Annotated in this window: 23 protein-coding genes and 1 pseudogene; 6 read left to right on the top strand and 18 right to left on the bottom strand. The window is 44.3% G+C overall.

Annotated elements, in window-relative coordinates:
- Positions 1–5 precede the first annotated feature (5 nt).
- The 3 genes from THERU_RS05850 to THERU_RS05840 are packed head-to-tail and all read right to left on the bottom strand — an operon-like array spanning position 6 to position 1,984.
- Positions 6–575, bottom strand: coding sequence for a UbiX family flavin prenyltransferase (locus THERU_RS05850; protein ID WP_025306346.1), 570 nt, complete (start codon positions 573–575; stop codon positions 6–8).
- A gap of 3 nt (positions 576–578) precedes the next feature.
- Positions 579–872 (bottom strand): FUN14 domain-containing protein, encoded by a 294-nt coding sequence (locus THERU_RS05845; RefSeq protein WP_025306345.1) that lies wholly within the window; start codon positions 870–872, stop codon positions 579–581.
- The gene (locus tag THERU_RS05840; RefSeq protein ID WP_025306344.1) at positions 869–1,984 is read right to left on the bottom strand and encodes a radical SAM protein; all 1,116 of its coding nucleotides are present in this window, start codon (positions 1,982–1,984) and stop codon (positions 869–871) included. Before THERU_RS05840 ends, THERU_RS05845 begins: the two co-directional genes overlap by 4 nt.
- A gap of 49 nt (positions 1,985–2,033) precedes the next feature.
- On the opposite strand from THERU_RS05840, the gene THERU_RS05835 reads away from it, so the two are divergent.
- Genes THERU_RS05835 through hemH form a run of 3 tightly spaced genes read left to right on the top strand, consistent with a single transcriptional unit; the run spans position 2,034 to position 4,961 of the window.
- A complete protein-coding gene (locus THERU_RS05835) occupies positions 2,034–3,269 on the top strand; it encodes an EAL domain-containing protein (RefSeq protein ID WP_025306343.1) in 1,236 nt (411 codons plus the stop codon).
- Positions 3,270–3,277: 8 nt separating this feature from the next.
- Entirely contained in the window at positions 3,278–3,970 is a 693-nt protein-coding gene (gene hisA, locus THERU_RS05830) for a 1-(5-phosphoribosyl)-5-[(5-phosphoribosylamino)methylideneamino]imidazole-4-carboxamide isomerase (RefSeq protein ID WP_245565804.1), read from the top strand.
- Between the two features lie 4 nt (positions 3,971–3,974).
- On the top strand, positions 3,975–4,961 hold the full coding sequence (gene hemH / locus THERU_RS05825) for a ferrochelatase (RefSeq protein WP_025306341.1): 987 nt from the start codon (positions 3,975–3,977) through the stop codon (positions 4,959–4,961).
- Here the strand turns inward: hemH and THERU_RS05820 are convergent.
- From THERU_RS05820 to THERU_RS05750, 15 genes are all read right to left on the bottom strand, one after another.
- Complete coding sequence (locus THERU_RS05820) at positions 4,882–5,700, bottom strand: shikimate dehydrogenase (RefSeq protein ID WP_025306340.1); 819 nt, start codon at positions 5,698–5,700, stop codon at positions 4,882–4,884. The genes hemH and THERU_RS05820 overlap by 80 nt on opposite strands.
- Positions 5,697–5,948 carry a NifU family protein gene (locus THERU_RS05815; protein ID WP_025306339.1) on the bottom strand — a complete coding sequence of 84 codons (252 nt, stop codon included), beginning with the start codon at positions 5,946–5,948 and terminating at the stop codon, positions 5,697–5,699. The genes THERU_RS05820 and THERU_RS05815 overlap by 4 nt, the downstream gene beginning before the upstream one ends.
- Positions 5,930–6,187, bottom strand: coding sequence for a DUF1858 domain-containing protein (locus tag THERU_RS05810; RefSeq protein ID WP_025306338.1), 258 nt, complete (start codon positions 6,185–6,187; stop codon positions 5,930–5,932). Before THERU_RS05810 ends, THERU_RS05815 begins: the two co-directional genes overlap by 19 nt.
- Positions 6,184–6,435 carry a sulfurtransferase TusA family protein gene (locus tag THERU_RS05805; protein WP_025306337.1) on the bottom strand — a complete coding sequence of 84 codons (252 nt, stop codon included), beginning with the start codon at positions 6,433–6,435 and terminating at the stop codon, positions 6,184–6,186. Before THERU_RS05805 ends, THERU_RS05810 begins: the two co-directional genes overlap by 4 nt.
- Complete coding sequence (locus THERU_RS05800) at positions 6,422–7,468, bottom strand: hypothetical protein (RefSeq protein WP_025306336.1); 1,047 nt, start codon at positions 7,466–7,468, stop codon at positions 6,422–6,424. Before THERU_RS05800 ends, THERU_RS05805 begins: the two co-directional genes overlap by 14 nt.
- Positions 7,465–7,926 carry an iron-sulfur cluster assembly scaffold protein gene (locus THERU_RS05795; RefSeq protein WP_025306335.1) on the bottom strand — a complete coding sequence of 154 codons (462 nt, stop codon included), beginning with the start codon at positions 7,924–7,926 and terminating at the stop codon, positions 7,465–7,467. Before THERU_RS05795 ends, THERU_RS05800 begins: the two co-directional genes overlap by 4 nt.
- Positions 7,927–7,993: 67 nt before the next feature.
- On the bottom strand, positions 7,994–9,802 hold the full coding sequence (gene leuS / locus THERU_RS05790; RefSeq protein ID WP_025306334.1) for a leucine--tRNA ligase: 1,809 nt from the start codon (positions 9,800–9,802) through the stop codon (positions 7,994–7,996).
- Positions 9,803–9,831: 29 nt separating this feature from the next.
- Complete coding sequence (locus tag THERU_RS05785; protein WP_025306333.1) at positions 9,832–10,869, bottom strand: hypothetical protein; 1,038 nt, start codon at positions 10,867–10,869, stop codon at positions 9,832–9,834.
- Positions 10,838–13,534 carry a bifunctional glycoside hydrolase/polysaccharide deacetylase family protein gene (locus THERU_RS05780; RefSeq protein ID WP_025306332.1) on the bottom strand — a complete coding sequence of 899 codons (2,697 nt, stop codon included), beginning with the start codon at positions 13,532–13,534 and terminating at the stop codon, positions 10,838–10,840. Before THERU_RS05780 ends, THERU_RS05785 begins: the two co-directional genes overlap by 32 nt.
- A complete protein-coding gene (pelG, locus tag THERU_RS05775) occupies positions 13,497–14,870 on the bottom strand; it encodes an exopolysaccharide Pel transporter PelG (RefSeq protein WP_025306331.1) in 1,374 nt (457 codons plus the stop codon). Before pelG ends, THERU_RS05780 begins: the two co-directional genes overlap by 38 nt.
- Positions 14,871–14,872: 2 nt before the next feature.
- A complete protein-coding gene (gene pelF, locus THERU_RS05770; RefSeq protein WP_245565803.1) occupies positions 14,873–16,378 on the bottom strand; it encodes a GT4 family glycosyltransferase PelF in 1,506 nt (501 codons plus the stop codon).
- Positions 16,369–17,268: a tetratricopeptide repeat protein gene (locus THERU_RS05765; protein WP_156916204.1), complete on the bottom strand. Its 900-nt coding sequence runs from the start codon at positions 17,266–17,268 to the stop codon at positions 16,369–16,371. Before THERU_RS05765 ends, pelF begins: the two co-directional genes overlap by 10 nt.
- A gap of 55 nt (positions 17,269–17,323) precedes the next feature.
- Complete coding sequence (locus THERU_RS05760) at positions 17,324–18,499, bottom strand: hypothetical protein (RefSeq protein WP_025306328.1); 1,176 nt, start codon at positions 18,497–18,499, stop codon at positions 17,324–17,326.
- A complete protein-coding gene (locus THERU_RS05755; RefSeq protein ID WP_025306327.1) occupies positions 18,499–18,984 on the bottom strand; it encodes a hypothetical protein in 486 nt (161 codons plus the stop codon). The genes THERU_RS05760 and THERU_RS05755 overlap by 1 nt, the downstream gene beginning before the upstream one ends.
- Positions 18,985–19,118: 134 nt before the next feature.
- Complete coding sequence (locus tag THERU_RS05750; RefSeq protein WP_025306326.1) at positions 19,119–21,902, bottom strand: tetratricopeptide repeat protein; 2,784 nt, start codon at positions 21,900–21,902, stop codon at positions 19,119–19,121.
- 89 nt (positions 21,903–21,991) lie between these two features.
- On the opposite strand from THERU_RS05750, the gene THERU_RS05745 reads away from it, so the two are divergent.
- The 3 genes and pseudogenes from THERU_RS05745 to THERU_RS08715 all read left to right on the top strand — a co-directional run.
- Complete coding sequence (locus tag THERU_RS05745; protein ID WP_038532178.1) at positions 21,992–22,852, top strand: SDH family Clp fold serine proteinase; 861 nt, start codon at positions 21,992–21,994, stop codon at positions 22,850–22,852.
- Positions 22,853–22,861: 9 nt separating this feature from the next.
- On the top strand, positions 22,862–24,091 hold the full coding sequence (gene thrC / locus THERU_RS05740) for a threonine synthase (RefSeq protein ID WP_025306324.1): 1,230 nt from the start codon (positions 22,862–22,864) through the stop codon (positions 24,089–24,091).
- Positions 24,088–24,465 (top strand): annotated as a pseudogene (locus THERU_RS08715) (TlpA family protein disulfide reductase); the annotation flags it as partial. The gene thrC and the pseudogene THERU_RS08715, both read left to right, overlap by 4 nt.
- Positions 24,466–24,480 lie beyond the last annotated feature (15 nt).

Here is a 24,480-nt window from a genome sequence, read left to right as displayed (position 1 = left end):
TTATTTTAACCTTTCCACCTCCTGAAAAGCTCGTGTTCTATCCTTAGAACATCCAATATCTTACCTACTACAAAATCCACCATTTCCTGCACGCTTTTGGGTTTATGATAGAAGGCAGGGCTTGCGGGGATGATTATGCCACCCGCCCTTGCTACCCGTAGCATGTTCTCTATGTGGATGACCGAGTAGGGAGCCTCCCTTACGAGCAGAACAAGGGGCACCCTCTCCTTGAGGGCTGTTTCGCAGACCCGGTGGATAAGGTTTTGATTTATACCGTTAGCAACGCAGGAAAGAGTGCTCATAGAACAGGGTGCCACCACCACACCTTTATATTTGATGAGTCTAGAACCGCTGGCTATTCTGTCTCCTATAGCTTTTTCAGAAATGAACCTTACCTTTGGAAACTTCTCTTGGATGTCCTTAACGGAGAGCTCAAGCTCTTCCTTTAGCACCAAAGCACCCGCACTGGATACTATGAGGTCTATTTGAAAGCCCTTTTCGTACAGAACCTCCAAAAGCCTGAGCCCGTATATGCTCCCGCTGGCACCGGTGATGCAAAGGACTATACTTTCCAACCCTTAGCCCGCCTTAAAGCCCAAGAAAAACCCACCCACAAAGGCTGACGAAAAGGCCACGGTTTTTAGGGCACCCTTTACAAAGGTGTCAACACCCTGAAAGAGGGATTTAAAGAGCACCCAGAACTGTTCCCAATTTATTTCAATTATTCCTTTGCTCTGAAGCCAAAAGAGGGAGAGAAGATATAGCCCGACGAACATGAGAAATAGGTTTATGAGTTTTTTTACCGCAAAACCTACCACAAAGCCCGCAAAGCCTGCATAACCCAAGTCTGTGAGCAAGTTTTCCCAGTTCATTGGTACCTAAAGACGCTAGGATTAAGTATATCCGGATAGTTGGTGGTCATCTCGTAGTCAAAGAGCTGTTTTCTGATACGCTCCAGATCTCTTTTTTCTGGCTTGAAGGGATAGCTCCTTATATCCGTAGGGGAGCTGTCTCCGAAGGGTCTGTTGCAGGCAACCTCTGTGGTCTTTCCTCTACAGCCGGAAGTCATGAAGGGTCTTCCGCTCCAAAAGAGTTCCTCAAAGGTGTCTTTGTCAATGCCAAAGTCTATAACCTGACCATTTTCGTTGAACTTCATATCCTCGTATCGGGCTATTTGGTTGTCTATTAAATACCTTGCAAACTGAACCCTTCTATATTGAGGTGCAGGGCAGGGCTTTTCCTTCTCCATCATAGAACCTTCCTCTGGCCAGAAGGAGAAAAGGTGCGTCCTTGCTCCCAAATCCCTGACCTTTTGTATGGTCTCTATCATCTCCTGTTCTGTTTCTCCCAAGCCCACCACCAGATGGCATCCTGCATAGCCATCACCCATAACATCACAAGCCCACTCTAAGACCTTCCAGAAGGTTTCCCATTTGTGAGGGCTGTTCATGGGTTTGCCCCTCAACCTTTCAAAGATCTCTGGCGTCGCACAGTCTATGGCAACGGTAACGGTGTCTGCACCCAACTTTTTATAATCCAGTATATCCTGATAGGTAGTTCCCGTGGCGTTTATGAGTAAAGAGACAAATATCTTATCTCCAAGCCTCCTTAAAACCCTTTCTAATACCTCTTTGGTGTCCCTTATAGCCCTCGGGTGGGTTATCTGGGCTATACAGAGCCTCTCCACATGTCCTACCTTTTCTGCCCTGTCTATGATCTCATCCAAGGCAACTGTAGGCCACTCAACCCTTATGAAGTTCTTCTTTGAATACTCCACTTCCCTTGCCTTTTGAAGCCCACAGTAGGCACATGTAGCATGACATCCAGAAGGATAGGTCAAAAGGGTGTTTATGCAACTGAGCTTAGTGTTTCTGTAAAACTGCCCGGGCACAAGCCCTAAGGTCATGGCCGCAGCCATGCTTATCTGAAGGTATTCTGGGCTCTCTCTTTGAACGGTGAGGCTTTCCAAAAGGCTCCTGTGCATCTTTCACCTCCTAAGGAAGTAATTATAACCTGTCTTATAATTTATTTGCATGACCCGTAAATATTTGACATTGCTTGACTTATACAAAGAGACCTTTATTCCAAATACCCAGTGTCTGAAAGATATCTTAAAAAAAGTCTTCTACTTTCACGAAAGAAAAGGTAGAGAGTTTTCCCTTATACTCGTTGATATTGACAATCTACGGCAGATAAACAGAGAAAAGGGCTACTTTGTGGGTAATAGGGTGCTTTTGCTTGTGGCGGATACAATAGGCAACAGCATAAGAAAGAGTGATATAGCAGGGAAGTATAAAAGTGGGAGTTTTCTCATAATACTTCTGGAAACGGACAAGGAGGGAGCAAAGGTAGTTTCGGAGAGGCTTGCAAAAAGGCTTGCGGATATACAAGTGGAGGGGTGTTCTGTAAGTGCAACCATTACTTTATGTAGCTATCCAGAGGATGGAGAATTGCCGGAAGAACTTTTAAACTTTTTGGAGGAACAAACTGCAAAGGCAAAGGGTAAAAATAAGCCGATAATAACATTTGAAAGCTTTAGAACACAAAAGACAAAGGAAATAACTGTATGGGATCTCATCTCTGCCATTGAGGAAGATAGGGTGGTGCCTGCCTTTCAACCAATTCTTAACCTTAAGAAGGATTCTATAGAAGGTTACGAGGTTTTAATGCGTATAGAAGATCAAGGTGGTTACATTCCTGCTATGGCTTTTATAGACAAGATTTACGAACTTTCCCTCTTAACGGTTTTTGAAGAAATAATCTTTGATAAAGCTATAAATGCTTGGTTTGCAGGGAAGGTTAGTGAGAAGCTATTCTTTAACATGCCTTCTTATTTTGTCCATTACTTGGCAAAGGGTAAGGCAAAGCTTGAGGACTTTAAAAAAGAGCTTACAAAAGCTGGCATTCCTGCAGAGGATGTGGTGATAGAGATTCCCGAGAGTAAAATCACAGCTACCACTGAGGAATTAGTAGAGGTGGTCAGTAACATAAGGGCTTTGGGTTTCAAGGTGGCGGTGGATGATTTTGGCGTTGAGAATTCATCCGTTGAAAGGTTGTTAAAAACAAAGCCCGATATTGTAAAAATAGATGGGTTCTTTTTAAAGGAGGAGAGAAACATGCTTAGGTGGATAGTAAAGGGTTTAAAGAGATTGGGTTACGTGGTGGCTATGGAGCATGTGGAAAAAGCAGAAGACCTTGAGCTTGCCAAAAAACTTGGAGCGGATTATGCTCAGGGCTTTTACATAGGCAAACCCGAGGTGTTGGCTTGAAGGACTTTTTGATCCCAGCCATTGACCTAAAGGAAGGGCGCTTGGTAAGGCTATACAGAGGACAAGAGGACCATGCAAAGGTCTATTCAGAAAAGCCAGAGGAGGTGGCAAGGTTTTTTGAAGAGCTCGGTTTTTCTCGGCTCCACGTTGTGGATTTGGACGGTGCCCTTGGGGGTGTGCCAAGGAACCTACAGGCAATAAGGAACATAAGAAAAGTTTTTTCTGGAACCATTCAGGTGGGTGGTGGAATAAGGTCTATGGAAACCCTGAAAATCCTTGACGAAGAAGGTATAAACCTTTTTGTAGTTGGCACGGTAGCCCTCAAGAACCCCCAGCTTTTTGAAGAGATGCTAACAGCCTTTCCCGGCAGGTTGATACTCTCGGTGGATAGCAAGGGAGGGAAGGTTTCCGTGGGCGGATGGAAGGAGGAGAGTTCCTATACACCTCAGGATTTGGCTAAGGTGTGGGACCAAAAGCCCATATGGGGCTATCTTTATACGGTGGTGGAAAGGGATGGTACCCTGGAGGGTGTGGACCCAAAGCCCTACGAGGAGTTCAAAAGGGTTTCAAAAAAACCACTCCTCGCCAGCGGTGGGGTGGCAAGCCTGGAGGATCTGAAAAAACTTTACGGTTTGGTGGAAGGAGTGGTGGTTGGAAAGGCAATCTACGAGGGCAAAATAGACTTGAGAGAACTAAAATAAAGCTATGGAGAAAATTGCGGTTCTGCTTTTAAACATGGGAGGACCAGACTCCTTAGACGCCATCAGACCCTTCTTATACAATCTATTTTCGGACCACGACATCGTAGAAATACCAAGACCCATCCAAAAACCTGTAGCCTTCTTTATATCCTTCTTTAGGGCAAAAAAGACGAGGCACTACTACGAGTTGATGGGAGGGAAATCTCCTCAGCGGGAACAGACAGAAGCCCAAGCAAAAGCCCTGCAAAAAATTCTGCCCGAGAATTTCATTGTAAAGCCTGCCATGAGATATTGGAAGCCATTTATAGAAACTGCAGTAAAGGAATCTATAGAAGAAGGAGCAAGGGCTTTTGTGCTTCTTCCTATGTATCCCCAATACAGCAAAACCACCACCGGCTCTTCCTTTAACGAATTTGAAAGGGTATATAAAAGGCTTGGCTTGAACCTCCCCTTCGTAAAAATCCACTCTTATCACAACCATCCCCTTTACATAAGGGCAATGGTGGAGAGGATCAAAGAGAGGGTAAAAGAACCCGAAAAATACTTTTTCCTCTTCAGTGCCCACAGCCTGCCGGTAAAGGTAATAGAGAGGGGAGACCCCTACAAGGATCAAACGGAAGAAACGGTAAGGCTAATAATGGAGCATTTTCCCGGAGTTAAGTATGCCCTGGGTTATCAGAGCAAAGTGGGACCTGTCAAGTGGCTGGAGCCACAAACAGAGGAGCTCTTGGAGAAGGTTGTAAAAGCCGGCCATAAAAGGATCGTTGTGGTGCCCGTTTCCTTTACCTGCGAGCACTCGGAAACCCTTTACGAACTTGACCATCAGTATGGCAACCTTGCTAAAGAGTTAGGAGTAGAAGAGTATGTGAGGATTCCCACTTTGCAGGATCATCCCACCTACATAGCCCTCCTCAAAGAGTTAGTTTTAGATGCTCAGAAAGAGCTTGAAGGGCAACTTTCGGGCTTGGCTCACAGCCAGTCCATAACCTAAAGCTCTCCAATCCCTGATATACGAGCATCTTCAAGCCGTCTGAGTATATAGCTCCCCTTTTTTCCGCCCACTCCTTTAGAAGGGTTTGCCTGTTGTAAAGCAGTTCAAAGACCACCTGCCCCTCTCTTATGAGGGAGTAATCAAAGAGCATATAGTCTTCCGTCAAGCCCACCGAAGTGGTGTTTACTATTAGGTCTGCCTCTGGCACAACCTCCTCTGGAGATTCCACCACATCCACCCCAAAGCTTTGGGAGAGCAGTTTAGCCTTTTCTTTTGTTCTGTTCCACAAAAAGACCTGCGCTCCCTCTTGCTTTAGGGCATAGAGCACCGCCCTGGCAGAACCACCAGCCCCCAAAACTAAAACCTTTTTACCCTTTAACTCGGGAAGAATTTCTTTAAGGCTTTTTAAAAAGCCAACCCAGTCAGTGTTGTAGCCTTCTGTTCTCTCTCCAAACTTGACCGTATTTACCGCCCCAATATTTTTGGCATGCTCGTCTGCGTAATCAACGAGCTCAAGGACCTTCTCCTTGTGTGGGATAGTAACATTCACACCTTTTATTCCCAGTGCCTTTAGCCCTTCAAGGGCAGTCTTTAGGTCCTCGGGTTTTACCTCAAAGGGAACATACACCGCGTTTAAGCCCAAATGCTCAAAGACTCTGTTTTGAAAGACAGGAGAAAGGGAGTGGCTTATGGGATATCCGACGACGCCGTAGAGGGCGGTCTTTCCGGAGATTTTCATAAAAGATTGTGCTTGGGAACGGAGATTTCCACCTTCTTTACCCAGTCTAGATTGCCCTTGAGGGCAATGTCCACCACTTCCTTTACGCTAACGTCCACTATGGGACAGTCGGTGCATCCACCCTCAAACTGTAGATACACCTCACCCTCTTTGATGTCCACAACCTTTAGGTTTCCGTGATGTTCCTTAAGGGCTGGTCTGATTTTTTCAAGGACCAGTTCAACTTCTTTTAGTTTTTCTCTTTCCATGATGAATCCTCCAACTCTCTAATTAAATTTTGGATTTCCATCCAGAGTTTTCCCTGATCTTCCTCATCCAACTCCATCAACCTAAAGAAGCCCTTAAGGGTTAGCTTGTCTGCCACTATGTCAAGAAGGTCTTCCTCTTCCAACTTGCCAAGTCCATAATCCCACAGTATTTCCTTAGTCTCCGGGTATTTCTCCAAAAGTTCTTTGAGGTTTATGTCTAAGGTGATCCTCTCCCTCATAGTTCTTTTACTTTTCTGATAAAGAGATGAAACTCGCCGTCTTCTTCGTACATGCCCAAGAACTCTTGCCCCGTAGCCTTGCACCAGGCGGGAATGTCCTCCACCACGCCCGGGTCATCCGCTATCAACTCTAAAATCTGCCCTATTTGCATCTGTTTGATCATTTTAGAGGTCTCTGCTACGGGCACAGGGCAAAAGGTCCCCACTACATCATGAACTACGTCGGGCTTTATCTTATCCAACTCCATGGGACGCTCCTTTAAGTATTTTAAAGCTTTCTAGGATCTCATCCTCCAAAGGCTCCCCTAGTATCACCATTTCCTCGTCTTTTACCTTTATTATCACCTCTGCGGGTTCCCTCTTTGAGTACCTGCAAACCACGCCTGCTATTAGGGGGTATTCCTCCTCCTTTGGTACTCCTTTAATTATAACAAGGGTGCCCTGTTGGTCCTTTCTGTGGGCATAGCCATAACGGTTTTTAAAACCACTCAGAAAATTAACCTCTCCCTCGTTCCTTGCCACCACAAGCTTGACGCCGGAGGGAAGTCTTAGGTGCCTTCCCACAGATAAAAGGACAAGGTCTTCCCTTGTTATGGAGCCTTCCCTCTCCAAGGTCTCTTTAAACTTTAAGGCATAGTTGGGATCCGTCAGGTAGCAACACCCTCCAGCGGGCTGTTCGTAGTCTAGGCCATACTTTTTTGCAAGGCTTATTTGCACCTTCCTGCCCCTTCCCTTTATGTCTAGTAGTTTTTCCCGGTCTACCCAACCCATCTTTTCAGGCACCGTTGGTGGAAGTAGCTTAGCGGATAAAGGTCTAAGGACATAGCCTTCCAAGCCCGCCTCTTTTTCTATAAGCTTTAGTATGGGTAGCCTCTGGCTCATGGGTCTTTGACCCACCACCTCCCCAGTGATCACAAAGTGATAGCCCTCCCTATCCATTATTTCCTTCGCCTTTCTCAGCATCATTATCCGGCAGTCTATGCACGGATTTACGTTTTTACCGTAGCCGTACTTTGGGTTCAGCAGTACATTAAAGTATTCTTCGGAGATATCTACAATCTCTACAGGCACACCCAACTGCGCCGCAGCCTTTAGGGCTGGGTTCACATACTGGGAACCGTCCTCTTTTTTTATTCCCAGCCTTCTCTTATGCTCAGTTATACAAAAGCCTGTATAAAAGTGCAGGGCATGGACAAAAATACCCTGCTCCTGCACTAACTTTATTGCCAGTGTGCTATCTAATCCACCCGAAAGCAGTGCCAATGCCTTTATCTGGCTCATAGAGATAGGAACTCAAACTCGGTCTTTTCCTCTTCTTGCTCTTCGTAGCAGTCGGGAATCTTTTCTGCCTCTTCAAGCCTACCCTGCTTTATAAGGTAATCCTTGATGGCCACATGCAGAGTTTCCAAGCCCAAGTTGGTGCAGTGGATCTTTTGAGGGGGAAGTCCGCCCAGCTCTTCAAAGATGTCCTTGTAGGTTAGGTTGAGGGCGTAGTCTATGGTCTTGCCTTTGACCATCTCTGTAAGCTGAGAAGAAACCGCTATGGCAGAGCCACAGCCGAAGGTTTTAAACCTCACATCCTCTATAACGTCTGTCTCGGGGTTTACCTTTATGGTAAATAGCATAGCATCTCCGCAGGCAGGGTTTCCACACTGCCCAATGCCGTTGGCATCCTCCAAAACACCCACATTCCTTGGGTTCAAAAAGTGATCTAATACTTTTTCGCTGTATTCAAACATGGCTTACACCTCCTTACTTTGATGGATTTTATTTTAGGGGAAAAACAAAAGATAACAATGATAATTATCAAGAAGTAAGCTCAGAGATCTTAGCCCTCAAAAGCTCCACACAGTCCTCCAAACTCAGTCCCAAATACTCCAAAAACTTTTCAATGCTCACCCACCTTTTTAGCACCATACCTTGGGTGATGAGCCTTTCAAAGGGCTCTGGATCCTTCACAAGCCCAAGGTCAAAGAGAAACTTTTGGAAGAACCGGGCATACAGAAGGTGCAAGACCGCATGCTCTATACCGCCTATGTAGTAATCCACCGGCATCCAGCTTTCCACCTTCTTGGGGTCAAAGGGTAGATTGTCGTTCTTTGGGTCGCAGTAGCGGAGGAAATACCAAGAAGAATCAAAGAAGGTGTCCATGGTGTCCGTTTCTCTTTTGGCGGGACCTCCGCACTTGGGACAGGTGGTATTTACCCAATCCTCCACCTTCTCTAAAGGATTTCCATGTCCTGTGATCTCCACCTTTTCTGGCAGTAAAACAGGGAGTTGATCCTCCGGTACTGGCACAGTACCACAGCTTGGACAGTAAATTATGGGAATGGGTGTACCCCAGTATCTTTGGCGGGATATGTTCCAATCTCTCAGCCTGTATGTGATTTTGAAGTCCGCCAAACCTTTCTCCTTTAGCCACTGGGTTATTTCCCTTTTTGCCCTCTCTGAGTCCATTCCGTCAAAGGGTCCGGAGTTTATGAGGATGCCAGGATCTATGTAGGTTTTGCCCTCTGGCGGGTCTGAGTCTTTGGGTTTGACTACCACCTTTATGGGAAGGTTGTACTTTTGGGCAAACTCGTAGTCCCTTTGGTCGTGGGCGGGCACGCACATGATCGCCCCAGTGCCATACTCATAGAGCACATAGTTGGCGGTCCATACGGGAATCAGCTCACCGTTGGTAGGGTTTTTCGCATACACTCCAAGAAATACGCCCTCCTTTTCCTCTTGGGTCCCCCTCTCCCTTGAGGACATGTGCTTCATTTTGTTGACAAACTCTTCCACTTCTTTCAGCCTACCTCCCCTCTTGGCAAGGGTCAAAGTTAGTGGATGCTCGGGTGCTAGCACCAAAAAGGTGGCACCAAAAACCGTGTCCGGTCTAGTGGTAAAGACTTCTATGGGTAATTCGTCCACATAGAACTTTATTACCGCCCCTTCGGACCTACCTATCCAGTTTCTTTGCTGGAGGATCACCCTTTCGGGCCACTTACCTTCCAAGAGCTTTAAGTCTTCCAAAAGTCTCTCTGCATAATCGGTGATCTTTATGTACCAGGAGGGCACGTTTCTCCTTACCACGGGTGTTCCACAACGCCAACACTTGCCCTCTATAACCTGCTCGTTTGCAAGGACCGTCTCATCGTTAGGGCACCAATTAACCTCCGCATCCTTTCTATAAACCAAGCCCTTTTCGTAGAGCTTTAAAAAGATCCACTGGTTCCACTTGTAATACTCTGGGTCGCAGGTAGCAATCTCCCTGTCCCAATCGTAGGAAAAGCCCATACTTTTGAGTTGCTGTTTCATGTAATTTATGTTTTCCTTGGTCCATTGGGCGGGATGCACTCCATGTTTTAGCGCTGCGTTTTCCGCGGGCAAACCGAAGGCGTCCCATCCCATAGGATGCAAAACTCTTTTTCCCTTCATCCTCAAAAAGCGCGCCAGAGCATCTCCAATGGTGTAATTTCTAACATGACCCATGTGAATGCGCCCCGATGGGTATGGAAACATCTCAAGCACATAGACCTTATTCTCTCCCTCCTCCACCTTAAAAACTCCAAGCTCCTCCCAGTGCCTTTGCCACTTCTGTTCTATATCCCTTGGATTGTAGCTTTTTTCCATAGGCTAAAATTATAAAACAGCGGGTTAGCTTAATTATCACCAAAATGAAGCCTCTTGGCTACATCTCGGGCAAAGTAAGGGTCTCCTGTTCCCAAAGCAAGCTCCAAAAGGAAGGTCCTGTATTCAAGGCTTTTGCTCAAATGCAGGTTTTCGAGGATCAGCCTTTTCAAAGTCTCATAATCCTTTGCCCAAAGGGCGCGCTTCATAACCTCCTTTTCCAAGTATAGCCTTTCCTCGGGTGTCAAAGGAAAGCTTTTTTTCATGTATTCCCTGAAGGGAAGATAGTTTTCTGTGGTAAGCCCTACTTCTATGAGCCTTTTTATCAGACTTTGCCTTTCTGCTGGTGGAAGTTCCTGATAGTAGGCTCTTGCATAGTCAAAAGCCTTTTGTAGATTTCCCGAAAGCAGTGCAAGGTTGATGGCGTCTTTTACGAAAGCTTTACCCTTCTTTTCCACCAACACATCCGCAAACCTTGAAGCCGTGGCATAGTCCTTGAAGGCTATTGAGTAGTAAAAGGCTTTCTCAATCCAAAAAAGGTTTCCCGTTCTTTCCGCCAATACAGCGGAAGTTCTGTATGCAATCTCGGGAATGTCCATACTCTCCGCTTCCTTGAAGGCTTTTTCTAAAGAGCTTGTGTCCATTTTTAGTTTTATGTAAAGACTCAAGAGCTTTTCTATCTCGTTTTTTATCCTTTTCTTTTGTCCTTCGTCTTTGACGGAGAAATACTCTGCCTTTAGCAGTTGATACTTCAAAAACAATATATCTGGGTCATTGGGATATTTTCTTTCCATTTCTGAAACTACTTCTATAGCGTCTTTAGTCCTACCTACTCTAATGTAGGACTTGACCAGGGCGTCGTATATATCCACTGAAAGGTTTGTTCTCAAAAGGGCTCTGTAGTAGGCAAGAGCTAAGTCTATGTTTATCTCCACAGACTCGGGCAGATATCTTTCTAACTTGCCTTTTGGAAAAAGAAGGATCGCCACCAGCAGTGCGGTCAGAATTATTCCCAGGTAATCCTCTATTGAAAAGGCTTTAATCAGTGCATACCGCTTTGATGTCCGCATGTTTTCCTCCTTTGAACTCAACAACCCCAGGGTTGTAGGCTTTTCCGTTTATGAACACTTTGCAAGAGGTTTCCAAACGAACCTCCAAAGGTAGGTAGGAGCTTAGCCTTAGCCTATACTCTTTTCCTTTTCTTTCAAAGCTTTCTACATAGCCGTTTGAGTATAAAAGTGCAAACTTTGGCTTTTGGGAGGAAAAGACCAAATAGTAGTCTCCCGAACCATCCAGAAAGAGATAGTTGTAGCCATCCTTCCCTTCCCTGTAGCCCACCACTCCCTTGCCCTTCTCTGCGTCCGGATAGCCCCATTCCTTTGGGTACCTCAGGGTCCTCAATCCGCCCGCGTTTTTTACTCTAAAGCCTTCTTCCCATCTCATTATGGCGGTCTGTCTGAAGTCCAAAACCCACCTGCTATACTCGGACAAGAACATGGGACTTACTTCCTTTGATAGAGCCCATTCGTAAACCCTTTTCAAAGCGTTCAAAGAAGCCAACTTTTGCCCTGAATAAAAGTGATAATAAATAGAAATAGGCTTTAACCTTCTTGGGTTTTCTGTGAGCTCAAAGGTCTGTATAACATTTAAAAAGCCCCAGAAGGGACCCGTCCAAAGGTTTGTGTATATGTTTTCGTTCTGCACGGGAGCATAGACCTGAAAGTAGGGTCCGTAATTGACACCGGAGGGACCTATGTTCTTCAGGAAGGGCTCCTGCTGGGTTATTGTGGTCAGTCCTCCATTGACGTTGAAAAGGCCAAGCTGGTAGGTTTGTCTTAGCTGTTCTCTGTTTGGGTTGCATTCGCCCGTCCAGAGGAAAACTCTAACTTTTTTTCCAAGGTCCTTCAAAACCTCTCTGTTGATCCATTCTACCGAGCCTCTTATTTCACTGTCCCAGTTGAGGTTATAGCCTTTTATTGGAAGGTTGTAGCCGTAAGGTAGCTCCCTTTTTCTGTATTTGGGTTGCCAGTCATAGGGATGGGAAAAGCTGTGGCTTGCGGGTTCAACCCACTCAATTGAGAATATGCTCTTTGTTACGTTTATTAACCTCTCTGACCTATCCGGATACAGTCCATCCTTGGAGACCTCTCCCACTACTATGGAAACGGTATGCGGAATAGGATACCTTTTTATTATTTCTTCCCTTATTACCTCTCCCAGGGTCTTGGAAGGGTCAAATTCTGCGTCTCCAAAGAAGGCATCTCCATCTATGTGGGCGGTAAGTATTCTTCCACCGTTTTGGGTGGTAAGGTCAGGGATCAAAAGGGTGGTCCCAAAGACCTTTTTGAACACCTCAAAAGGGTCAAAGCTCCACAGTTCCTCTGAGTTCAAGAGGGATTCATTAACTGCGTATCCTCCCCAATCAAAGAGGGCAAAAGGATGGTGTTTTTGTCCGAGGGAGTTTTCCACCTCAACCATGGGTGTTCCTTTTTCTGCAATTAACAGAGTATCCGTGTAGGATACCTTTATTGGCGCCTCAAAGCCCCCGTTTTCCTTCGGTCTTATCAGCCTAAAAGGGTTTATAGACCTCTCTCTGTTCCTTTCTACCCTTATACCAAAGGCTCTATAAAATTTTTCATTGTAGGGCAGCGAGTTCAAAAAGAACAGCTTTAAACCCTCTTCCTTTGCCTTTATCAACCAATCAGTTAATTTTTCGTCAAGCTTTCCTAAAAAACCCACCATTACGCCCGCATAGCCGAGCTCTGGGTAAATTTCGGGCAACTCCTCTTCTATGTCAAACATCTCGGGCACAAAACCCAAGTATTCAAGCACCATAGATGTGAGCCTGTGAGTGGGTTCATACTGGGCTACCGGATTTTCCTTTGAACTATAGAGAATGGCAACCTTTCTTGGAATTAAAGAACAGAGAGAGTATCCGACCCTTGAAAGCTCCCTGTCTGCCACGTATGGAATAAACCCAAGCTCCGCGATCTTTCCAACAAGCTCCTTTGCCTTCTTTTTGTCCCTCGGGTCTGCGTAATCCACCACTATCACGGGAATGCCATAGGACTTTATCCTGCTTAGCTGGTCCAATAGCCATTTTTTTTCCTCCTCAGAAATTGCCCTGTATCTTTTTTTTGCATCAAGCCCACTAAAAAGACTCTCCACCAAAACGCCATTTATGTCTTCTTTAACTCTATCTATAAACTCAAAGCCTCTGTTTAAAACTATCAGTTTGTTGGAATACCTTTTTCTTAGCTCCTTTACAAAATCCACAAGGGCGTCCTGAAAGTCTTTCCACTCTTCCTTTCTGGCGGAAAGCTGGTATGAATCTAAAGTGTCCAAAAGGAACCCATCAAAGCCTCTGTCCGCAATCCTTTTAGCCACCACCTCCAAAAGGAACTTTCTGTACTCTTTGTTCCTCACATCTGCCACCAAAGACTTCCACATGGGATTTCTTCCGATGGAATACTTTTTAAGGTCTTTGTAATAGTCCCTGTAGGTTTCTATCTCTCCTACGCTCATGTAACCTATGAGTTTTGCCCTCTTTTTTTGATAAAAGCTCTTCTCCTTCAAAACCTCCATATAAGGGTTGTCCGCATCCAGCACGACCCAATCGTAAGCATAGAGCACATCATCGGGCAAAGGTTTGTGATGATAGTAAAGTAGCACACATTTTAGTTCCTGCGCCAACAAACTACTCACGAAGAGCAAAAGTCCTATAATGAACATCATTCAAGAACCTCCTTAGGTATTCCATACCCAATATCATGGAAAACATTAAGGCAAACATATAGCCATAACCGTAAAAGTACGCCCCGAGAAATTGGGTTAGGAGTGTAAAGACAAAGTTTAGCAAGGCAAAAGTAAAAGTCATTTTAACCAGTTCCCTCCTTAGGTCAAAGTAAGAAAGAAGGGCATAAATAACTATGTATCCCATCAGGAATACTTTGGCAACGAGAAATATCTCAAACAGTGGAATGTAGGCGGTGGGCAGTTTGAGAAATATAAATATATACTCGTGAATGAAGATAAGTAGTATGGCGGTAAGGGCTTGAAATCTCAGAGTTTCAAAAAAGGCTGAGCGGACGCTTTCTATCATCTTGTTTGCGAGCCTGTAAAGGTCATCCAACCTTCCCCAAGTTCTGACCGCCTTGTAGTACGCGTCGTAGTTATCAAAAAACTCCAGCTCAATCTTCAGAAAAGCCACCGCAAAACCGGGTACTATTGAAATAAGAGCCAGGGTAAAGGGCACATCGTAAATGACGGACGCCTTCATGTTCCCCAGCACGTGGGTCCCCGTCATTGGACTGTACCAAAACACGTATTTGTCTATCCAAATACCTAAGTTAGCGAAAAATCCGGTTAGCATCAAGCTTTTGTAAAGCCTATCCTTTCTCAAAAAATCAAACTCCAAAAGTTTTGAAGACCTATAGTCCCTTGCAACTCTGAAAAGTATTAAAAACAGCAGTAAGGTCTGACTAAGATAAAAGCTAAGCATAAGCCATACTAATCCAAAATTTGATAGAGAAATTACCGCAAGCGCTGCTATTGAGTACGAGATAACAAAGGATGCGAATATGTGCCTGTAGCTCTTCAATCCGGTGAGTAAAGCGTTCACCACCCAAATAACGGAAAGGGTAGCAACGGTAAAGCTGAATAGCACATGATAATAGTATGGATATCCTTTAAAGAAGAAAAAAGACAGCAGAAGGGCTATAAAGAAGCTGTAGATTGCGGTCAGTATTGCCACCCCGTGGGTGTTTGGAAGAACCCTTTCAAACTCCTTTTCAAAGAGCCTGTCGGATATATACCTTGTAAAGGAAAGCTGGAAAAAGCCCGAAAGAATCAGGCTTATGGAAACGCAGTATGTGATGTATACCTGGTATTTGATTAAGGTTTCGCTCACTCCCCAAAGCTTTTCCGCTATGTAAGCGGATACAAAGATGCTGAGTATGGCAAAGAGCCAATTGCCTGTTCCCAGAACTGCAGAGTAGCCCACCGCCAAAAGGACCCTTCCTAGCTTTCCCTCTCTGTAAAGCCTTCTTAACTCTAAAGAAATACCCGCCATGGCTATTTTCCTAAATATTTTCTATACACACTTCTGTAGTTTTCTATAAATTTGTCAAAGCGGTAAAACCTTTGGACCCTCTCAAGCCCAGCCCTTTGACAGCTCTTCCAAATTTCTTCATTAGTCAAAAGCTCGTAGTATGCTTTTGCAAGCCCTATTGCATCACCCACAGGAACCACTTCTCCCGCCTTACCTATTTCTACGTCTTCTTGATTTAGCCCTCCGTAGATAAGTTGCCTGCAGGAACCCACGTCGGTGGTAACACAGGGTACACCGCTTGCCATAGCTTCCAAAACCGTCATGGGCATGCCCTCGCTTATGGAGGTCAGTGTAAATACCCCCGTTTTGGGCAGAATATCATCTATCTTTTGAAAGCCTAGGAATTTTACCCTATTTTCAACTCCAAGTATTTTTGCAAGCTCTTTGCACTCTTGGGTGTACTCGGGCTCCTCGTCCTCGGGACCTACCACCCAACCCTCCGCCTCGGGTAGCTGTTGGCACAGCAAACTCATAGCCTTTATAAAGGTTTTTATATCCTTTATGGCCACAACCCTTCCTATCAGGGAAACCACCTTCGGAATTTCCTTCGGTCTTTTTTCTAAGAGCTTTGAAAGTCTATCCACATCCACGCCGTTTGGTATAACCCTTGTCTTTTCAGACGGACAGCCCCAGCCTATCTGCTGTTTTCTTGCATCTTCAAACAGAGAAAAAACTTCCATAGCGGTGTAATAAGAAATTTTCCCAAGATTTACGAACATCTTTATCCAAAGCTTTCTGAGGGTGTCTATGTCGTATTTCTTGGATAGGTACCTGTATTGAACTCCTATCCACTTTGCGTTTAGAATGTCTATCTTTCTTTCCTTTGTGTAGATCCCATGTTCAGTAACTATAAAAGGTATTTTGTACTCTCTACTCATCAAACTTCCCAAAAAGCCCGCATAACCCGTTGATGGACTATGAATTAAGCCTATTTCTTTTTTTTCCAGTGTCATTCCAAGTTTTGCTACTACGAAGAGAGGTGCAAAAAGGTTTCTCATAGTCCAAAAGTAATCCACAAAGGGTACATCAATTTCCAACTCTTCGTAGAGTTCCTCTATAAGCTCCCAAGAGTTTTTGCTATACAAAAAGTCCTCGTAAGAGACTTCATTAAAGTAAGAAAAGCTAACAACCTCCTGCCAATGCTCTTCAAAGGCTCTGTCATCGAGAAATATCCTCAGAAGTCTTACCCTTTCGCTCTCCCTTTCGGCTTTTTCTGTTTGAACATTTTCCTCCTCCGAAAACAAATACACAGCTTCAAGATAGACCAAGTTGTCCGGAAGCTCGTAGCCAATGCCTTTGTAATCCTCGGGTCTTGAGCCAAGGAACAGCACTCCAAAGTTTAGGTCCCTCATACCAGTGATTATCTGATGGATCCAAGTAGATACTCCGCCCTTTATAAAGGGATAGGTTCCCTCCGCTATAAAGAGCACATCTATATGGGTTTGTTTATCTACAAGCTTCATACCCATGCGGAGATCAGAGCCATTCTTTTGGGATTAACTGAGTAAGTTCCTCTGTATTTTTCTGAAACCTGTTTTAACTCTTTAAAATCACGGAGCTTGTAAAGAGCTTCCAACAGGTAAGGTAATACCTTGACGGGTTCCATACCCAAATCCAAAGCCCTCTTGAAATGTTCATACGCTTTTCGATAAACTCCTGAAATCAGCTCCATTCTTCCCATTAACATATAAAGGCTAGGATCCTCTTTGATTTCTAGAGCTTTTATGACGTACTCTTTAGCATTATCCAAGTACTTTTTTGCTATTTGTTCTTCCATAAAGCCTAGATAATAAACATCCCAATTTAGAAATGCCAGTGCCCTGCACACAAAAAATTTAACATCTTTCCCTAGATCTTGGCTTTCCAGAATTCTCTCTAATTCGTATATTAGCTCCTGAAGGTATTTTTCAGCGTTTTTTAGATAACTGTTGGCAAGCAGTCTTAGTTCGTCGTTATCAGAAAAGAGAAGTTCCTTAAAAAATCTTACCGTCAGAGGGTGGTAGAACTTGGTGAAATATACCACCCTTTCTAGGTCTTTCACCTTTGCAAACCTTAAGCTTCCTTCACCCAGCCTTCTTTTCTCCGAAAGAATCCTAGCACTGAAAACTAACTCGTAATTGACTTCCTTTATAGGAAGAGGTGCCTTTGAAATTTTTGTGTAGATAAAAACTATCACACCAAACAGAACTGCAAAAGGTCCGAGGAAGAAAAAGATAGAAAAGCTAAGGATTAAAGCATGTCTGTAAGGGTATTTATAAAAAATTTTTAAAATCCCCGCCACCATTGTGGCAAGCAAGAGTGACGCAATAAAGTGAGAAAAGAGATAGGTTATGAATCCAAATACAGTTGGATATTTCATCAGTGTATACAATCCCGTTGTTTCTAACAATATCACAAGTAGTGATCTTATATATTCACCCAACATTGCAGAACTCCCCAATAGGTTTTATCTCTTTTACCTTCAAAAAGTCCATGTTTTTACTTATCCTCTCTATGAACCTTTCCACTCCTTCCTTAGGTGTTATGGGTAAAAGGACAAAAACTTTGTTTTCATTTATGCAAACTCTATCTAAACCTTTAACCATGCTTCTCAGCTTAACCACTTCTTCCCTTCTTTCGGGAGGATATTCAAAAACAACCACAAAGGAGTCTATTCCGAAGCGTTCTTTTAGCGATTGCATCCTGTAAGCTTGCAGTTCAAACTCCCTATCGCAAAACTTTGTGCAGTAAAAACCTGAAGCCTCAAAGGCTATACTGTCTCCGTAATATTCCAAAAGAATTGTCATGTAGGTTAGCACTTCCTCGTTTATGTTTAAGAAGTCCATGTCTTTTATTGCGAGTAAAAACTTGCCCGCGTAAGACTCTGCCACCACAAGGGCTATAAAGTTAACCTCTTTGCTAATAGCCTTTCTCAGTATGTCTTTAGGTGGAATATAAAAGGATGTGTTCAGCTCCAAGGCTTCCTGTATCAAAGGGTCTTCTTTATCTACCTTCACACCGCCACCCAACTTTTCTAAAGAAATGAGCTTTCCATCTTCGTACTTGTAAAGCTCTGCGGATACAATGCCAAAGAAGTCCGATATCAGCTCCATGAAAGCCTTTGAAGAGGGAACTTTAAACCTTTCCAAAATATTCCTTACGCTGTAGGGAGAAAGCACAAACTGTTTTTCCAGCAGGTCGTATTCAAACTTTAGGCTAAAGAGCTCCCTCCTATAAAGTTCCGCCATCTGTTCCGCATAGGTTTTATCTGCAAGTGCAAGCTTTATTTTTTTATCCCATATGTATCTAAACTCAGAAGACAAAAGGGCAAAAAGGAGGTTCTGCAGAAGATCGTTTAAAGGAAACGGCTGGTAAAAGAAAAAGTATCCCACAGAAAGCAGAAATATTAGCACAATAGCACCAGAATACCCGTAGTAAAGGGAAAGGGCAACCACTAAAAGGTTTATTAAGTCGTATCTACTTTTTATAAAGAGTGGGTCTTCTCGGTTGAAATACCAACCCAAAACTAACAAAAGAGTGGTTAATAGGAAAATTTCTACGAATATTACCTTTTCAATCGTTATTCTTTCACCAAGTCTAAAAGCACGCATCAGAAAGCCCGGTTTAAAAGCTTTTGGGTGAGTGTACCCAAGGACTCATGCACCCAACCACTACCGGATACTGTAACGTTTTTAACAACTTTGTTTTCTTTTGCATCATAGACAAAGATGGTTATACTTACCGCTGGTTCGCCATCCAAGCCAGTTTTGTATCTGAACTCATTGACAGAACCATGCACTATGTATCTTGCTCCGTTCTTTACTGCACTTTCCTTTAGCTTTTCAATCTCTTCTACTGCAAGTTCCCTTTCATTTATGGACCAAACTCTTGGGATCAGGTTGTAGCCCTTGCTTGCAAGCACTCCCTCTAAAATGGATGCCACTCTGTAGCCTGCGTAGGGTGTCTCTGTGTAGTTTTCAAAGGGTAGTACCACATAAGATTCTCCCTTTATAGGGAGAGTAGGTGTTTGGTTCACAACCCTCGCACAGCCTACAATCAGGAAGAGAACTAAGACTGCAAAATATACCCTTCCCATTTTTCACCTCCTTCTATGGCGAAATGTCTGCGTTAGACTGCAACAGGTAAAGGTGCACATAAACAAATAAAAGCTTTTTTTCATCCCACCCACTCCCTTTAATAAAATATAACACATAACTCTACCACTAAACATTACCTAAAGTAGTATCTGTAGATAAGATAGGGACCTATTACAGTTTCCTTTATACCACCCGTATTCTTACTGAAGGATAGTCCAAAGGATAAATTGTCGTTTCCAAAAACCGCACCACCTATACCTACTTCTGTGGATATACCCAAACCGCCAAGGGAATTGTATGCTAAGCTTGCATCAAAGAAAGGTCTCCAAAAGCGTGTGTACGAGTATTTGTGTTCAAAGCCAAAGGAAAATCCCAGCCCGAGGGAGAAGTAGTTCTCTGGTAGCACCCTAAAAATGGTAAAAGGAGAGAGCTGATCTATAACTCCCTTGCTACCTGCTTTTTCCCTGTAATTGCCATAGCTAAAGAATGCCCTTAGTGTATAGTCAGGATAGCCAAACCTTAGCTTATATTGGGCTTCATTGTACGTATAAAAGCCCGTTCCCAACCTTTTTATATCCTGTGAATAAAACTCACTTAACTCTAAGCTGGAGTAAAAGCTAAGCCTACTGTAAGGAGTAAATGTTAGGCTAAGCTTAGCGTAGTTTTTTAAACCGCCAAGCTCAAGGTAAAGGCTCTCTGTGCTGGGCTGTCTGTATCCGACCTCAAAGCCCGCCGATAGCCCGCTAAATAGGTAGGACTCTCCAAAGACACGGAAATTCGTCACCGACCTGAGCCTTTCCAATTGTCCTATTCCAAAGCCAATGTATCCCCTATCAAACCGCCTACGTAAGTAAAGCTCCGCTTGATAACCCCCTACCTTTTGTCTTATGACTTGATCATCTTTATATGTGGGTTGAAAGGTGGAAGACCTAAACCCAACGGAGTAATTGGTGTCTCCCAATTTAGTTTCTACCTCCAGTCTTTCAACAAACTGTCCGTAAGCGTCTCTCCTTTGGTGGGATACTTCCAAGCTTACTTTGTTTGATTCTTGCACCGCCAAGTCTCTGAACTGTTTGTAAAGTTGGTAGTCATACGGGTTTTCCTCCAGACCCTTAAAGGCAAGCTCCAAGGCTCTCCTTGGCTGACCTACTCGCCTTAAGGCCTCCACCCTGTCCCTTATGGGAAGGGCTTCTAACTTACTTTCTAAGAGTTGTAGCACCAAATACCTATCGTCCTGCCAGAGGGCCAAATTTAGCCACATCCAAGGCTTTAGTGGATACTTGTATAACCTTTGCTTTAGAATTGCCCTCTCCCTTTGCTCCTTTGAAAAGAGATAAACAAAATATATATCTTTCCAAACTGCGTCCGAAAGAACCCCCTTCGCCCTCTGGAGTTTTCTTTCAAAGACCTCCGGATTTTCAAATTCCATAGCCAAGGAGAGGTATATCCTCAATTTTTCAAGGTCATCCAGAGGTAATCCATCACTTGTTAGCTCTCTGTATGCTTTTAGCTTTATAGCTTTGGCTTCCTCCTCCATACCCATCACGTTAATAATGTCTGCGTAGAGTAATGGGTCCTTGGAACCGGATAGTTTGTAATATCTTAGGGCAGTTTGACCCTGTTGTAAAAATATGTATGCTACCGCATAGGCTTGGGCTACCGAAGGATTCCTTGTGTATGCTTCGTATTCCTTTAGGGCGCTTTTTAGCTTTTCCACCCGTTGGACTTCCACCAAGGAGTAGATGTAGAAGGAGACAAGCTCGGGAGCTTTAGCCTTTGCCAAAATCTTTTCTAACTCTTCAAGGGCTTCTTCCCTTTTACCAAGCTGTTGTAGAGCAAGCAGATAGGGAAACACGGTATTTACGTCATCTTGTAGCTTGTCTCTGTGGTCTTTAAAGATGGCAACGGTTTGATCGTATAATCCCAAAGCGTAAGAATAGTAAAGGGCAGTTTTCAAAAGTATCATGTCCTCAAACTTTTTGTAGCCCTCCAGGGCGAGGGAAACTGCCCTTTTTGAACCCTTTCTAAAGTATATTTCGGATAGTCTGATGTAATCCGTCGCCTCACCCTTGGAAAAGCTAATTAACTTTTCGGAAGCCAAAGCTGTGGCGTCGTAATCTTGGAGCATCCAGGCAAGGTCGCTGAGGGTCCTGTAAAATTCCACATTATCCTCTTTGGCACTTGGCAAAAAGTCCTTTAAAACCTTTAAGGCTTGTTCAAACTTCCTGTCCGAATAATAGATGTTTGCCAAAAGTAGCACGCTTTTTTCATCCTTCCCGTATAGTTTTATATACTCGTAAAGAGTTTCTTCTGCCTCTTTTTTTCTTCCTAACGCACTGAGTATTTCCGCTCTCATTAAAAGCATGTCTTTGGTTTTTAGCGTGTATAAAAACTTTAAAAGCCCTTCAACATCTCCCAATTGGTCGTAGATATAGACCTTTACATCGGGAGGAACAGAAACTACCTCCATAAGCTCCTTGGCAATATCTATCCTGTTAAAGGCTAGGGAGATTTCGAAGGCTTTTTGAGCAAGTTCTTTATTTTTTGTGTTCTTATAACCTTCGTAAAAAACTTCCCCCGCCTTGGCTCCCATGTTGTTCCAAATTAGCGCCTGTCCATATAGCTCCCACCACTTGGGATTTTGTGGAAATCTTCTGACCGCATCCTCCAGCACCCTTAGGGCGCTTTGTAGGTCGTTGGCACCCAAAAAGCTCTGAACTAAAAGCTGGTAGTATTTTTCCTCTATTTTGTATGAAGTGCCTCTTTGGTAAGTTGGGTTTTGGTTTATAAAACTTTGTTCAACAAGCTTATCTTTTGGGCTTTTTTCTTTGGCAAAAAGGATCGCTGATGGCAAAAGGGAAAGCACAATAATTAACTTACCTTGCACTATCTTTCCTGCAAGCTTATAAGTATTCATCCCATCCTCTCTGTTATACTTTGTTATGCTTTACCAAAATATTAACAAACACATTATACTCCAGGGATGTTATGTGTTAAGATTACAGTATGGAGCCAAGCGTAATTAACCCCATATACAGTCTTCTGAGTCTCATTTTTTGGTTCATATTCTTTTTCCTCTTCTTGATGCCCGCACTACGCAGGTACAGCCTTAACAAGGCAAGGGAAGCCCTCATCTCCACCCTTGAGGAGAAGAGAAAAAGCAGGGTGATAACACTCATACACCGTCAAGAGAGCGTAGGCTTTTTTGGAATACCTTTCATAAGATACATAAACATTGAGGACTCAGAGCAAGTTCTAAGGGCTATAAGGCTTACGCCACCGGATATGCCCATAGACCTTATCATTCACACGCCCGGGGGGTTAGCCCTTGCAGCTACCCAGATTGCCAACGCCCTCGTCAGACACAAAGGTCCCGTGAGGGTAATAATCCCCCATTATGCCATGTCTGGTGGCACTTTAATAGCCCTTGCAGCAGACGAAATCATAATGGACCCCAACGCGGTGCTCGGTCCCGTGGACCCACAACTGCAGGGCATACCTGCTGCGTCCATACTGAAGGTTTTGGAGAAAAAGGAGCTAAAAGACATAGAAGACCATACCTTGATAATGGCAGACGTAGCCCAAAAGGCAATAGATCAGATGGTTAATTATGTGGTTTGGCTTTTGATGGAAAATGGTATGGAGGAGGAAAAGGCTAAGGCTATAGCCCAAGAGCTGGCCACTGGCAAATACACCCACGATTTTCCCCTGGGGGTTGATAAGCTGAGGGAGCTTGGCTTGAATGTATCCACCGAAGTGCCAGAAGAGGTTTACCAACTGATGGAGCTTTACCCTCAGCCCATGGGTGCTCAGGTGCCTTCTGTTCAGTATATACCCGTGCCCTACAGAACGGAAAAGAAGTTATAATTTTATCCCATGGCAAAGGTGAAGGGTTTAAGGTGCAGAGAGTGTGGAAAGGAGTATCCTGCTGAACCTATCCATGTGTGTGAGTTTTGCTTTGGGCCCTTGGAGGTGGTCTATGATTACGAGGAGATAAAGAAGAATATCTCCAGGGAGAAGATAGAAAGAGGACCAAAGAGTCTTTGGAGATACATAGATATTTTGCCCGTGGAGGAGCCAAAGGTAGGACTTACCGCCGGATACACACCTCTGAAGAAGGCTGAAAATTTAGGTAAAGTCCTCGGTCTTAAGAACCTCTACATAAAGGATGACTCGGTAAACCATCCTACCCTTTCCTTCAAAGACAGGGTGGTCTCCGTTGCCCTTTCAAAGGCGGTGGAGTTCGGCTTTGACACTGCGGCGTGTGCCTCTACGGGCAACCTTGCCAACTCGGTGGCGGCGCATTGTGCCCAAGCTGGACTGAACTGTTTTGTGTTCATACCCGCAAACCTTGAGTCTCAAAAGATCTATGGTAGCTTGGTTTTCTCTCCCACGGTGGTGGCGGTGGAGGGCACCTACGACGATGTGAATAGGCTGTGTTCTGAGATCGCCAACGAGCTATACTGGGCTTTTGTCAACATAAACATAAGACCATACTATGCGGAGGGTTCCAAGACCCTTGCCTTTGAGGTGGTAGAACAGCTGGGTTGGAGGGCACCGGATGCGGTGGTAGCTCCCGCTGCCTCAGGCTCTTTGATAACAAAGATATGGAAAGGACTGAAGGAGTTAAAGCTCGTGGGTCTAATAGATGAAATGAACACCAGAGTGTATGGTGCCCAGGCGGAGGGTTGTAGCCCTATAGCCCAAGCTTGGAGGGAAGGCAGGGACTACATAAAGCCTGTGAAACCCAACACCATAGCTAAGTCCATAGCCATAGGCAACCCAGCGGACGGCATCTATGCCCTTCAAGTTACCAAAGAAAGCAGAGGAGATTGGGAAACTGCCACAGACGAGGAGATCATAGAGGGCATTAAATTGCTGGCGGAAACGGAGGGTATCTTTACCGAAACCGCAGGAGGAACTACTATCGCAGTCCTCAAAAAGTTGGCAGAAAGGGGTGCCTTCAAAGAGGATGAGGTGGTGGTAGCATACATCACTGGCAATGGCTACAAAACCTTGGAGGTCTTGGAAGGGCATGTAAAGGAAACAATAAGGATCAAGCCGACCCTTTCGGACTTCAAAGAGAAGATTTTGGTTAGGGTTTGAGGCTACTTGGACTTTTTTTGACCTTGCTTTTTGTTTCTTGTGCCCAAAGGGAGGTTATCCCCCCCCTCTCCCTTGAGACCTTAGACGGGAGTGAGGTATCCCTAAGTCAGTTTAAGGGAAAGAAGATTGTTCTCTACGTGTGGAGTAGAACCTGTGTGGGACACTCGGAGCAGTTAAAACTTCTCAACGAGCTCTTAGAAAAGAGAAATGACCTTTACATCATATCTTATGCGGTGGCCATGGTGCGGGAGGATGTGGTCAAGTCTTACAGAGATATAGGCATAAGCCCTAAATTTATTACCGTTCTTGACCCAGAGGTGAAGTTCAACGATTACTACCGGATCGTCTTTCTTCCCTCCACCTATCTTTTTGACGAAAAGGGTAGGTTC

Source organism: Thermocrinis ruber (assembly GCF_000512735.1).
In the GTDB taxonomy this organism is placed as follows: Bacteria; Aquificota; Aquificia; order Aquificales; family Aquificaceae; genus Thermocrinis; species Thermocrinis ruber.
Note: the sequence above shows the minus strand (reverse complement) of the source record. Positions and strands in the feature narration are given on the sequence as shown.